The 13882-nt window shown below is 40.2% G+C and carries 12 protein-coding genes; 11 read left to right on the top strand and 1 reads right to left on the bottom strand.

What is annotated here, in order from left to right; genetic code table 11:
- The first annotated feature begins 232 nt into the window (after window positions 1–232).
- The 9 genes from MHI10_RS02610 (at window position 233) to MHI10_RS02650 (ending at window position 11653) form a co-directional block, all read left to right on the top strand.
- Window positions 233–1435, top strand: coding sequence for an acetyl-CoA C-acetyltransferase (locus MHI10_RS02610; protein WP_340782683.1), 1203 nt, complete (start codon window positions 233–235; stop codon window positions 1433–1435).
- A 1-nt stretch (window position 1436) separates the two neighbouring features.
- Complete coding sequence (locus tag MHI10_RS02615) at window positions 1437–2288, top strand: 3-hydroxybutyryl-CoA dehydrogenase (protein WP_340782684.1); 852 nt, start codon at window positions 1437–1439, stop codon at window positions 2286–2288.
- 12 nt (window positions 2289–2300) lie between these two features.
- Window positions 2301–3437: an acyl-CoA dehydrogenase gene (locus tag MHI10_RS02620; RefSeq protein ID WP_340782687.1), complete on the top strand. Its 1137-nt coding sequence runs from the start codon at window positions 2301–2303 to the stop codon at window positions 3435–3437.
- Between the two features lie 34 nt (window positions 3438–3471).
- On the top strand, window positions 3472–4608 hold the full coding sequence (locus tag MHI10_RS02625; protein WP_340782688.1) for an acyl-CoA dehydrogenase: 1137 nt from the start codon (window positions 3472–3474) through the stop codon (window positions 4606–4608).
- A gap of 3 nt (window positions 4609–4611) precedes the next feature.
- Window positions 4612–5247: a TetR/AcrR family transcriptional regulator gene (locus tag MHI10_RS02630; protein WP_340782690.1), complete on the top strand. Its 636-nt coding sequence runs from the start codon at window positions 4612–4614 to the stop codon at window positions 5245–5247.
- 89 nt (window positions 5248–5336) lie between these two features.
- Complete coding sequence (icmF, locus tag MHI10_RS02635) at window positions 5337–8579, top strand: fused isobutyryl-CoA mutase/GTPase IcmF (protein ID WP_340782693.1); 3243 nt, start codon at window positions 5337–5339, stop codon at window positions 8577–8579.
- 186 nt (window positions 8580–8765) lie between these two features.
- On the top strand, window positions 8766–8924 hold the full coding sequence (locus tag MHI10_RS02640) for a hypothetical protein (protein ID WP_340782694.1): 159 nt from the start codon (window positions 8766–8768) through the stop codon (window positions 8922–8924).
- Window positions 8925–9006: 82 nt separating this feature from the next.
- Window positions 9007–9567 (top strand): DNA-directed RNA polymerase subunit delta, encoded by a 561-nt coding sequence (gene rpoE / locus MHI10_RS02645; RefSeq protein ID WP_340789123.1) that lies wholly within the window; start codon window positions 9007–9009, stop codon window positions 9565–9567.
- Window positions 9568–10048: 481 nt separating this feature from the next.
- A complete protein-coding gene (locus MHI10_RS02650; protein WP_340782695.1) occupies window positions 10049–11653 on the top strand; it encodes a CTP synthase in 1605 nt (534 codons plus the stop codon).
- Window positions 11654–11736: 83 nt separating this feature from the next.
- On the opposite strand, the gene MHI10_RS02655 is transcribed toward MHI10_RS02650, so the two are convergent.
- Window positions 11737–12276 carry a DUF2529 family protein gene (locus tag MHI10_RS02655; protein ID WP_340782696.1) on the bottom strand — a complete coding sequence of 180 codons (540 nt, stop codon included), beginning with the start codon at window positions 12274–12276 and terminating at the stop codon, window positions 11737–11739.
- 157 nt (window positions 12277–12433) lie between these two features.
- On the opposite strand from MHI10_RS02655, the gene MHI10_RS02660 reads away from it, so the two are divergent.
- Both MHI10_RS02660 and MHI10_RS02665 read left to right on the top strand, forming a co-directional pair.
- A complete protein-coding gene (locus MHI10_RS02660; protein ID WP_340782697.1) occupies window positions 12434–12799 on the top strand; it encodes a response regulator in 366 nt (121 codons plus the stop codon).
- Window positions 12800–12984: 185 nt separating this feature from the next.
- Window positions 12985–13839, top strand: a complete 855-nt coding sequence (locus MHI10_RS02665; protein ID WP_340782698.1) for a class II fructose-bisphosphate aldolase — start codon at window positions 12985–12987, stop codon at window positions 13837–13839.
- Window positions 13840–13882: the final 43 nt, after the last annotated feature.

Here is a 13882-nt window from a genome sequence, read left to right on the forward strand (position 1 = left end):
TCAATTACGCCTTGGCGTAATTGCGTCCAGATTTTTTCGAGCTCGCTCGAAAAACTTCCCTTAAAAATCTGTGACATCCGCCGGGGCTTAACTTGATTCAGCCGGGGTTTGAACCCCCACTGAATAGAATTGCCTTTTTGGCATTCATCCCCCACTTATAGAAGTAGGGGACTTCTGCTGAATTAAGTTAAATAGTATGTTTTCCAGTCAATCAAACAAAGGGGTGTATGGATTGTCAAAAACAGTGATTTTAGATGGAGCAAGAACAGCTTTTGGAAAATTTGGTGGGGTGCTGAGCACTTTATCTGCAAGTGATCTAGGTGGCATTGCGATTACAGAAGCTTTAGAAAAGGCGAATGTTGCGGTAGATGATGTACAAGAAGTCATTATGGGGAATGTTTTACAAGCGGGTCAAGGGCAAATACCTTCTCGTCAAGCAGCAGCAAAAGCAGGAATCCCGTGGCATGTCAAAACAGAAACAATTAATAAAGTATGTGCATCTGGTATGCGTAGTGTGACACTTGCTGATCAATTGATTCGTTCAGGAGATGAGGAAATCATTGTAGCAGGTGGTATGGAATCGATGTCCAATGCACCGTACTATATGCCAAAAGGTCGCTTTGGCTTGCGCATGGGAGACGCAACTTTAGTAGATGGGCTATTGCATGATGGCTTAACATGCTCATTTAATCCACAGCAAGTACATATGGGCATTTACGGAAATGAAACGGCACAGCAATTTGAAATTAGTCGGGAAGAGCAAGATGCATGGGCTGTTCGCAGTCATGAACGCGCACTTGCTGCAATAGAGGACGGAAAATTTGCACAGGAGATTGCCACAGTTGAAATCATGCAACGTAAAGGTGAGCCAATCCGCATCGAACAAGATGAAGCGCCGCGTAAAGGGACTTCTGTGGAAGCGCTTTCGAATTTAAAGTCAGCATTCAGTCAAGATGGGACGATTACCGCGGGAAATGCACCAGGTGTTAATGATGGGGCTTGCGCGCTCGTGTTAATGAATGAAGAGCGTGCGCAAAAAGAAAAACGTCAACCGTTAGCGACAATTATCGCACATGCAGAAGTAGGCGTTGCACCTGAACAATTCCCGCAAACACCGGGACTTGTCATTAATGCATTACTTGAAAAAGCAGGGAAGTCACTCAAAGAAATCGATTTATTCGAAATTAACGAAGCGTTCGCCGCAGTAGCACTTGTAAGCAATGAGCTGGCGACGCTGGATGTAGATAAAGTCAATGTCAATGGCGGTGCAGTAGCACTTGGTCATCCAATTGGCGCAAGTGGTGCACGCATTATATTGACGCTTGCTTATGAATTAAAGCGTCGTGGTGGCGGGCTCGGTATCGCAGCAATTTGCTCGGGTGGTGGTCAAGGAGATGCGATCTTAATCGAAGTACAAGGCGAGGGGGAGAAATAGGATGAACATTCAAACGGTTATGGTTATCGGTGCAGGACAAATGGGGTCTGGTATTGCGCAAGTTTGTGCACAAGCAGGCTATCAAGTCATTTTAAACGATATGAAGCAAGAGTTTTTTGAGCGCGGTATCGCATCAATCACAAAAAACTTAACACGTGATGTGGAAAAAGGACGTAAAACAGCGCAGGAAAAAGAGGAAATTCTTTCACGAATTACGATGTCTTTAGCTATTGAGGATGCAGGCAAGGCGGATATTATTATCGAAGCAGCGGTTGAGAATATGGAAGTGAAAAAGTCCATTTTCCAACAGCTAGATCGCATTGCACCAGCCCATGCCATTTTAGCGACGAATACATCGAGCCTTCCGATTACTGAAATCGCGGCTGTAACGAATCGTCCTGAAAAAGTAATCGGTATGCATTTCATGAACCCTGTACCTGTTATGCAGCTTGTTGAAATTATTCGTGGCTTAGCAACGGCGGATGAAGTGTATGAAGCAGTTGCGACGATGACAAAGCAAATAGGTAAAACAGGCGTTGAAGTAAATGACTTCCCAGGCTTCGTTGCGAATCGTATTTTATTGCCGATGATTAATGAGGCGATTTATGCATTATATGAAGGTGTTGCAACGAAAGAAGCGATTGATGATGTCATGAAAATGGGAATGAATCATCCGATGGGACCATTAACATTGGCAGACTTTATCGGACTAGATACGTGCTTATCCATTATGGAAATTTTACATGAAGGACTTGGTGATAGTAAATATCGTCCATGCCCACTCCTTCGAAAATACGTGGCAGCAGGTTGGCTCGGCAAAAAATCGGGGCGCGGCTTTTACGTATACGAATAGGAGGATAATATCATGAATCTACAATTTACAGATGAACAACTTATGATGCGCAACATGGTTCGTGATTTTGCAAAAACGGAAATCGAACCTTTTGTTGAACGAATGGAAGCGGGAGAATTCCCAAGGGAAGTCGTTCGAAAAATGGGGGAGCTTGGTCTAATGGGGATTACCGTACCTGAGCAATATGGCGGCGCGGCAATGGATTTTACCTCGTATATTATTGCGATTAATGAGCTATCGAAAGTAAGTGCGGTAATGGGTGTTATTTTATCTGTGCATACATCAGTCGGGACAAATCCAATTTTATATTTTGGCAATGAACAGCAAAAAAAGCACTATATACCAAAGCTTGCAAGCGGTGAATATTTAGGAGCATTTTGCTTAACGGAGACGAATGCGGGAAGTGATGCAGGGGCATTAAAAACACGCGCGGTTCGTGATGGTGATGATTATATTATAAACGGCTCGAAAGTATTTATTACAAATGGCGATGAGGCGAATGTGTATATTGTTTTTGCTTCAACAAATCCAGAAGTGGGCTCGCGCGGTATTTCAGCATTTATTGTAGAAAAAGATACAGCAGGGTTCATTGTTGGGAAAGATGAACGAAAAATGGGCTTACATGGCTCGCGAACGGTTCAGTTAACATTTGAAAATATGCGCATTTCGGCTACTCAGCTTTTAGGGGAAGAGGGAGAAGGCTATAAAATTGCGCTTGCTAATTTAGATGTAGGACGGATTGGCATTGCCGCGCAAAGTTTGGGGATAGCTGAAGCGGCATTGGAAGCAGCAACTGCATACGCGAAGGAACGTGTGCAATTTGGTAAACCGATTGCACAGCAGCAAGGGGTAGGCTTTAAATTAGCGGATATGGCAACAGCCGTGGAAGCAGCAAGATTACTCGTCTATCGCGCGGCACATTTACGCTCGCAAAACTTACCGTGTGGAAAAGAAGCGTCAATGGCGAAACTATTTGCTTCACAAACAGCGGTGGATACAGCAATTGAAGCGGTACAAATATTCGGGGGCTACGGTTACACCGAGGATTACCCAGTAGAGCGCTATTTCCGCGACGCTAAAATTACGCAAATTTACGAAGGCACAAGTGAAATTCAAAAGATTGTTATTAGCAAACATGTAATGGGATGAAATAAAAGACTATATAACAAAGGGGAAATATAAAATGAACTTTCAATTATCAGAAGAACATGAACAATTACGTGAGATGATTCGTGATTTCGCAGTGAATGAAGTAGCACCATCTGCAGAACATCGTGATGAGCATGAAGAATTTGACCGTGGTATTTTCGATAAAATGGCGGAGTTAGGCTTAACAGGTATTCCATGGCCAGAAGAGTACGGCGGTGCAGGTTTTGACTATTTAGCTTATTGTATTGCAGTAGAAGAGTTGTCACGCGTTTGTGCATCTACAGGTGTAACGTTATCCGCTCATACATCACTTGCAGGTTGGCCAATTTACAAGTTTGGTAACGAGGAGCAAAAGCAAAAATACTTGCGCCCAATGGCTGAAGGTAAAAAGATCGGTGCTTACGGTTTAACAGAGGCAGGTTCAGGATCTGATGCGGGTGGCATGAAAACATATGCGGTAAAAGATGGCGATGATTATGTGTTAAACGGCTCGAAAATCTTCATAACAAATGGTGGCGTAGCAGATATTTATGTTGTATTTGCAGTGACAGATCCAGAGGCTAGAAATGGTACAACAGCATTTATTGTTGAAGCAGATTTCCCGGGCTTCTCAGTAGGTAAAAAAGAGCGTAAATTAGGCATCCGTTCATCACCAACAACGGAAATAATTTTTGAAAATTGCCGTGTACCAAAAGAAAATATGCTCGGTGAGGAAGGTCAAGGCTTTGTCATTGCGATGAAAACATTAGATGGCGGTCGTAACGGCATTGCCGCACAGGCAGTTGGTATTGCACAAGGAGCACTTGATGCAGCCGTTGATTATGCGAAAGAACGTGTGCAATTTGGTAAACCAATTGCAGCAAATCAAGGAGTATCCTTCAAATTAGCTGATATGGCAACAGAAATCGAAGCGTCTCGTTTACTAACATATCAAGCAGCCTGGTTGGAATCAAATGACCTACCATATGGAAAAGCGTCTGCAATGGCAAAGTTATTAGCTGGAGACACAGCAATGAAAGCGACGACAGAAGCGGTACAAGTTTTTGGTGGCTACGGCTATACGAAAGATTACCCAGTAGAGCGCTATATGCGTGATGCAAAAATTACGCAAATTTATGAAGGTACACAGGAAATTCAACGCCTCGTAATTTCGCGCATGCTGACGAAATAGTGTATGACAAATGTAGATAAATTGCGTGTTGGCACATCAATCAAGGATGAAAATAAAGTGATTGAACGCAGACAACAAATCATCCATGCGGGAGTAAAGTTGTTTAAAGAGAAAGGGTTTCATCGCGCGACAACTCGTGAACTGGCAAAAGCAGCAGGATTTAGCATCGGTACTTTATATGAATACATTCGTACAAAAGAAGATGTGCTGTTTTTAGTGTGTGACAATATATTTGACGAAGTGATGAATCGTTTATCACAGTTTTCGGGCACTGCAGGAACGATGGACGATTTGAAAGAGGCAATTCGACAGTATTACTTGTTAATTGATAGCATGCTAGATGAATTTACAATCATGTATCAAGAAACGAAATCATTGCCAAAACAGGCCATGCATTATGTACTCGATAAGGAAGTCGAAATGGTGGCAATTTTTGAAGGGATTTTACGGAATTGCAAAAAGTCTAATGCCATATCCCTTCCCGATGAGGCGATTTATTTAGCAGCTAATCATGTCGTAGTTCAAGGACAAAGCTGGGCATTCCGAAGATGGGCTTTAAAAAAACACTATACAATCGACCGTTATATTGAATTGCAAACAGCGCTGTTTTTACAAGGGATTATGCAAGGGGAAAAGTAAGGGGGATGCCATGTAGAGCGATTTTAGGATTGATTGCTTTACGTGGCGTTTTTTATTCATTATTTCACAAAAACAAAGGGGTTTTTATAATGACAAAAGCAGTTGTATATCGTCCAAAAAATCATGTGAGATTCGTTACGGCATCTAGTTTATTTGACGGTCATGATGCCTCGATTAATATTATGCGACGAATTCTACAATCGAGCGGTGCAGAAGTGATTCATTTAGGGCATAACCGTTCCGTGGAAGAAGTTGTTAATGCAGCAATTCATGAAGATGCGCAGGGGATCGCCATTTCATCTTATCAAGGCGGTCATATGGAATACTTTAAATATATGTATGATTTATTGCGTGAAAAAGGCGCGCCTCATATTAAAATTTTCGGTGGTGGTGGGGGTGTTATTTTACCTAAAGAAATTAAAGAACTGCATGAATACGGAATTGCAGGTATTTTTTCACCAGAGGATGGGCGACAATTAGGACTTCAAGGCATGATTAATAAAAAGATGGAAGGCTCTGATTTTTCGACGTTACACGGGAATTATGCTGAGCAACTTGAACAAGTATCGACGGACCGTCCAGAAGTGTTAGCTAATTTAATAACTGCTGCTGAAAATGGGGGCAGTTCAGAGATTGAAACGATGCTTGAACTTGCACGAACTAAAAGTTGTAATACACCGATACTTGGGATTACAGGAACGGGCGGCGCGGGGAAATCATCATTAACGGATGAACTAATTCGACGCTTTTTACAGGAGTTCCCGGACAAAAAGTTAGCCATTTTATCGGTAGACCCGACGAAGCAAAAAACGGGTGGCGCGCTACTTGGAGACCGTATCCGCATGAATGCAATATTTAATAAACGCGTTTATATGCGCAGTTTGGCAACACGTGGCTCTCGCACGGAATTATCGGCATCGATTGGCGATGTACTGGATGTTGTGAAGACAGCAGGCTTTGATTTAATTCTCGTTGAAACGAGTGGTATTGGGCAAGGGGATGCCGAAATCACCAATTATACGGACCTTTCCATGTATGTTATGACGAGTGAATTCGGAGCGCCAACACAGCTTGAAAAAATCGACATGATTGACTATGCAGATCTAATTGCGATTAATAAATTCGAACGAAAAGGCTCAGAGGATGCGATGCGCCAAGTGCAAAAGCAGTTCCAGCGCTCACATGAATTATGGGATGCATCATTAGATGAAATGCCGGTATATGGAACGATTGCATCACAGTTTAATGATAAAGGGACGAACTCATTATTTGCTGCATTAATTCAAAAAATTAATGAGAAATTTGGGTTGAATTGGGAAACTTCCTATGAACAATTCATTAAAACACAAAAGCAAAATGTTATTATTCCAAATGATCGTCGTCATTATTTGCGTGAAATTACAGAAGCAGTTCGGACATATCATAAAACATCTGAACAGCAAGCGGCATTTGCGACGAAATTGTATCAGCTGGAAGGGACAAAAGCGCAATTACCTGAAAGCGAAACGGCATTAATCGCTTCCCTCCAAACATTAATCGAATCAGTAAATAATGAATTGTCGGCAGAATCGAAGCGCATTTTAAATAATTGGGCAAAGCTAAAAGAAGATTATGCAGGTGACGAGCTTATTACGAAAATTCGTGATAAAGAAATTCGAACGATTTTAAAAACACAATCGTTATCCGGGTTGAAAATTCCACGAGTCGCTTTACCGAAATTTAAAGATTACGGCGAAATTTTACGCTGGGTATATGCAGAAAATGTACCAGGTGAATTCCCTTACACAGCAGGCGTATTCCCGTTCAAACGTGAAGGCGAAGATCCGAAGCGTCAGTTTGCTGGGGAAGGTACACCAGAACGCACGAATAAACGTTTCCATTATTTATCGAAGGATGATGATGCAAAGCGCCTTTCAACAGCATTTGACTCAGTAACTTTATACGGAGAGGACCCACATGTGCGCCCGGATATTTATGGGAAAGTTGGAGAGTCGGGGGTCAGTATTTGTACGTTAGAAGACATGAAAAAATTGTATGCAGGCTTTGATTTATGCGCACCATCTACCTCTGTTTCGATGACAATTAATGGTCCAGCACCGATTATTTTAGCGATGTTTATGAACACAGCAATTGACCAGCAAGTGAAATTCCGCGAGCAAGTGCTTGGGCGTACATTGACTGTGGAGGAATTTACAGCGACACGAGAAACAACATTGCAAGTCGTTCGAGGGACGGTGCAAGCAGATATTTTGAAGGAAGATCAAGGTCAAAATACGTGTATCTTTAGTACGGAATTTGCCCTGCGTATGATGGGGGACATTCAGCAATATTTCATTGACCAAAAAGTGCGTAATTATTATTCAGTATCAATTTCGGGCTACCATATTGCAGAAGCGGGTGCTAATCCGATTTCACAGCTTGCCTTTACACTGGCTAACGGCTTTACGTATGTGGAGTACTATTTAAGTCGCGGCATGCATATAGATGATTTTGCGCCAAATTTAAGTTTCTTCTTCTCAAATGGATTGGACCCAGAATATACAGTTATCGGTCGTGTGGCACGTCGTATTTGGGCAGTTGTTATGCGCGAAAAGTATGCGGCGAATGAGCGTTCACAAAAGCTGAAATATCATGTTCAAACATCAGGCCGTAGCTTGCATGCGCAGGAAATTGATTTCAATGATATTCGTACGACACTTCAGGCGTTAATGGCATTGCAAGATAACTGTAACTCGCTTCATACAAATGCTTATGATGAAGCAATTACGACACCAACAGAAGAATCGGTTCGTCGTGCGATGGCGATTCAAATGATTATTACGAAAGAGCATGGCTTATCGAAAAATGAAAATCCATTACAAGGTGCATTCATTATTGAGGAATTAACGGAGCTTGTTGAAAGTGCGGTGCTAGAAGAATTTGATCGTATGAATGATCGCGGTGGTGTACTCGGTGCGATGGAAACGCAATATCAACGCGGAAAAATCCAAGAAGAATCGATGTACTATGAACATTTAAAACATTCAGGTGAACTGCCGATTATCGGAGTCAACACGTACTTGAATCCAAACCCACCATCAGATACTGATATCGACAATATGGAAATTGCACGTGCATCCAAAGAAGAGAAAGAACTGCAAATTGCCAATTTAGAGAGCTTTAAACAAATGCATGTAGGTGAAAGTAAAGCTGCGATAGAGCAATTAAAGGAAGTTGCCAAAGCAGGCGGCAATATTTTTGAAGAGCTAATGGAAACGGTGAAAGTAGCAAGTCTTGGCCAAATTACAAACGCGCTTTACGAAGTGGGTGGTCAATATCGTAGAAATATGTAATAGGCAAAGTGTCTAATAATCCTGAAATAATTTCAAATGTAAGTGCAACTTTCAAAAAAAATAAAAAATCACGAACGAAATCGCGACGAATGACTCCAAATTTCGTTATACTATCCTTAGACAAAAAAATATTATAATTAATCAGTTGAAAATTCTAAAATTGTCTAGTAAAGGAGGCGCGATGTAGTGGGGCAATATATTTATTATATTTTAGTTTTAGCTTGTTTAATCGGTACTTTCTTTTTATACAATAAGCAATTAGCTGCTATACCGCTCCTTCTTTTGTCATTAGTTTTGTTTTATGTAGCCTATAAAAAAGCAATGAAATTAAAAAACAAGAAATGAAACTAGCATAGTGATAGGATGTTTGTATATAATGGGTATTATGCTTATGATATGAGTTATGACATGTGTAAAAAGAAAGGACGTGCACGATTTGAACTTTCGTGATATGACAAAAGAACAAATTGCAGAAGAGTCGTTAATCGACTTAGCATACGCAATTTTAGAAGATAAAAAACAGGCGATGCCATTAAATGATTTATTAAAGGAAATCCAAGCTTTAAATGGCATTTCAAATGCTGATTTAAAAGCGCGCTTAGTACAATTTTATACAGACCTAAACGTAGAAGGTCGCTTCCTTTTGAACAATGAAAATGGTTGGGGCTTACGTGAGTGGTATAAAGTTGAAACGGTTGAAGAAGAAACAGCGCCTACAATTAAAGCACGTAAGAAAAAATCAAAAGCTACTGACGAAGATGAGGAAGATTTAGTGGACCTTGACGAAGAAGATGTAGTATTCGATGAAGATTTTGACGAATTCATTGAAGAGGAAGAAGAGGAAGAAGAGGAAGAAGAAATCGAATTCGTGGAAGAAGATATTGACACGGATCTCGATGAAGAGTTAATCGAAGAAGACGAAAGCTTCATTATCGAAGGTGAAGAAGAGGAAGAAGAGGAAGAAGAAGAGGAAGAGGATTTAAAATAATTCAGCAAAAGGCTGAATTATTTTAAGCCCCAGGCGGATGTCACAGATTTTTTTAGGGAAGAAGGAAGTCAGCCTAAACCCGTCACATCGTGTGACAACGGCTAACTGACCCACGTCCTGTGGGCCCTCGAAAAAAATCTGGACGCAATTACGCCGAGGCGTAATTGATAAAAACTCTGATTTGAGTTGAAAGTTCTTGACTTCTTTTTCAGTTCCGTATAATCTTTTACTTGGGCTCCTTTTAAAAGGAGATTGACCGTATAAACTATACGCTCCCCCTGCACAATAATTGCAGGAGGAGCGTTTTTTATTTTTTTACTTGTTTCAACAGAAATTACGCCAAGGTGTAATCGATAGTATCATCTATAGAAAAGAATAGTTGCACGCAAGTAAGCTTTGGTTCCTTTTACACACCGAGCTTTTTCGATAAGTCAAAAGAAAATGTATCTTTTCTAAATGTAGCAATGAGGAGGAAATTATAATGACAAAATATATTTTCGTAACTGGTGGGGTAGTTTCTTCACTAGGTAAAGGAATTGTAGCAGCATCTCTAGGTCGTATTTTAAAAAATCGTGGGTTAGAAGTAACGATTCAAAAATTCGATCCGTATTTAAATATTGATCCAGGTACGATGAGCCCGTATCAACACGGTGAAGTTTTCGTAACAGATGATGGTGCAGAGGCTGACTTAGACTTAGGTCACTATGAGCGTTTCATCGACATCAACTTAGGAAAACATTCAACAGTAACTTCAGGTAAGGTATACCAAGCTGTATTAAATAAAGAGCGTCGTGGTGACTACAACGGCGGTACAGTACAAGTTATTCCCCATGTAACAAATGAAATTAAAGACCGTGTACAACGTGCAGGTCGTGAAACTTCTGCAGATGTCGTAATTACAGAAATCGGTGGTACAGTTGGTGACTTCGAATCACTTGCTTTCTTAGAAGCAATCCGTCAAATGCGTCGTGATTTAGGGCATAATAACGTCATGTATATTCACTGTACGTTAATGCCATACATCGCAGCTGCTGGTGAAATGAAAACAAAGCCAACACAGCATTCTGTAAAAGAGCTACGTTCATTAGGTATCCAGCCAAATATTATCGTTTTACGTACAGAACAGCCTGTACCACAAGATATGAAGGATAAAATTGCGTTATTCTGTGACGTTCGTGCATCGGATATTATCGAATCTCGTGATGTAGAACACCTATATGAAGTACCATTAAACTTACTTGCACAAGGCTTTGACCAAATTGTATTAGACCACTTTGGCATCAATGCACCAAAAGCAGATATGGAAGATTGGAAAGCGCTTGTACACCAAGTGAAAAACTTAGAAAGCAAAACACGTATTGCGTTAGTTGGTAAATATGTTGAGCTACAAGATGCTTATATTTCAGTCGTAGAAGCATTAAAACATGCAGGCTATGTATACAATTCAGATATCGAAATTGACTGGGTAAATGCAGAAGATATTACTTCTGAAAACGCTGCGGAATTACTAAGTCAAGCAGATGGGATTATCGTACCTGGTGGTTTCGGTGATCGCGGTGTTGAAGGGAAAATCGAAGCAATTCGTTATGCACGTGAGCAAGATGTGCCATTCTTCGGGATTTGCTTAGGTATGCAACTTGCAACAGTTGAGTTTGCACGTAATGTGATGGGCTTAGCAGGTGCACATTCAACAGAATTAGATAAAGATACAAAATACCCAATTATCGACTTCTTACCAGATCAATCTGAAGATACAGATTTAGGTGGCACATTACGTTTAGGTTTATATCCATGTAAATTAAAAGACGGTACAGTAGCACGTAAAGCATACAATGGTGAAGAGTTAGTGTACGAGCGTCACCGTCACCGTTATGAGTTCAATAATGAGTTCCGTGAAGCGATGGAAGCGGCAGGTATGGTATTCTCAGGTGTATCTCCTGACAATAAATTAGCGGAAATCGTTGAATTACCAGAGAAGAAATTCTTCGTAGCTGGTCAATTCCATCCAGAGCTAATTTCTCGTCCACAACGTCCACAGCCATTAATTCGTGAATTTGTTGGTGCTGCGTTTAATAACCGTAAGTAATCTTTATTAAGACAAAAGCTGGCAAGTTGACTCCTCGTCAATTTGCCAGCTTTCATTTTTTACATAAAAATTTAGATTAACGATTATTCATCAAAATCATCGTCATCCGAAATCATTTCGTCAAATTCCATTTTGATTGCTTCATAAACGAAAAGGGCAGCGATTAAATGGGGCATAACGATGCGTTCGCCAAGATTTGTTGGATGTGGCAAAATTCCACCGCGCATTTTCAAGCAAATATATGTGTAGGCTAACTCGCTTAATTCGTTTGTTACGCTAGCTACCTCACTTGCAACCGCTGCAAAAGGAATAAAGGCCTCATTTAATTGACGGGCAAGTAAAACTGCATCTTCATCATTGCCACTACGGGTAAAAATAATGACACGGTCAGCAGATAAAAGCGTTACCTCATTTGAATATGTTGCAAAATTGACAAATGGTGCAGCGCCATGAAGTGCATTCAAGGCCACACCTTCCATTTCGCCAAAGCATGCAAAATAGACTGTACCTTGTCCAATCGCGGCCTGTGCAAGCAGTCTAGCAGTTTCTTCAATCGCGCCCTCTTCAGATTGTTGAATACGCTGAAGAAGTCCTGACAATTGGGTTGTTAAAATTTTCGACATAATTCCACCTCATGCTTATTATAAAAGCGAGAATACTAAAAAGCAAAATAGGAATTTTCTAGAATGAGCAGGAAATATACAAAATGACTCGAATTAATAAGTTATACATATGTAGTCAAATTAAGTGAGTTCACAATAATTTCTTAAGGAGAATGAAATGAAACTAAAAGAAATTTTAATTGTTGATGATCAACAAGGAATCCGCCTATTGTTAAATGAAGTATTTAAAAAAGAAGGTTTTATCACACATCTTGCAGCCAATGGAATTGATGCATTAAATATTGTTCAAACTAAGGCAATCGATTGTGTGCTGTTAGATATGAAAATCCCAGGAATGGATGGAATCGAAATTTTAACTCGATTAAAAACATTAAAAATAAATTTGCCCGTAGTTATGATGACAGCTTATGGGGAACAGGAGATTATCGACAAGGCGATGGATTTAGGCGCAATTCGATATTTTACAAAGCCGTTCAATATATTTGAAGTCCGTGATGAAATAAAAAAAATTTTAGCCGATTAACAAGAAAAAATATAGGTGGATCCGTTTGCAGGCAGTAGCGAACACTGTCTGTTTTTGTTATGATAAATTTGAATGTTTATAAACCAATAAGAAAGCGATTGGTATTAGAAAAAAGACCATCTTATTTAAGGAATGTTTTTTTTTTAGGACACCCTATTAATGTATCTTCGAGGAGGATTTTTATAATGGCATTAGTTTCAATGAAAGAAATGTTAATTACAGCAAAAGCAGAAGGTTATGCTGTTGGTCAATTCAACATTAATAACTTAGAGTGGACACAAGCAATTTTACAAGCAGCAGAAGAAGAAAAGTCGCCTGTAATTTTAGGTGTATCTGAAGGTGCCGCAAAATATATGGGTGGCTTTATTACTGTTGTAAAAATTGTAGAAGGCCTAATGGAAAGCTATAAAACTACAGTTCCAGTAGCCATTCATTTAGATCATGGTTCAAGCTTTGATAAATGTAAGGAAGCGATTGATGCTGGTTTTACATCAGTGATGATTGACGCTTCTCACCATTCATTTGAAGAAAACGTAGCCATTACAAAAGAAGTTGTAGCTTACGCACATGCAAAAGGTATTTCAGTAGAAGCTGAACTTGGTACAGTTGGTGGCGAAGAAGATGGTGTTATCGGCGGTATTATGTACGCAAACCCACAAGAGTGTAAAGCATTAGTAGAAGCAACAGCGATCGATTGCTTAGCACCAGCATTAGGTTCTGTACACGGACCATACAAAGGTGAGCCAAACTTAGGCTTTGCTGAAATGGAAGAAATCTCGAAAATGACTGATTTACCATTAGTATTACACGGTGGTACAGGGATTCCGTTAAAAGATATTCAACGTTCAATTTCTTTAGGAACGGCTAAAATCAACGTAAACACAGAAAATCAAATTTCCGCGACAAAAGCAATTCGTGAGTTTTTAGATAACGACAAAACTACTTACGACCCACGTAAATTCTTAGGTCCAGCTCGTGAAGCAATTAAAGCAACGGTTATCGGAAAAATGCGCGAGTTTGGCAGTTCACAAAAAGCATAATACAAATTAAGTAACATCTCGTTCAAATATGGGCGAGATGTGT

The sequence above is a fragment of the Solibacillus sp. FSL K6-1523 genome (assembly GCF_038005225.1).
Lineage (GTDB): Bacteria > Bacillota > Bacilli > Bacillales_A > Planococcaceae > Solibacillus.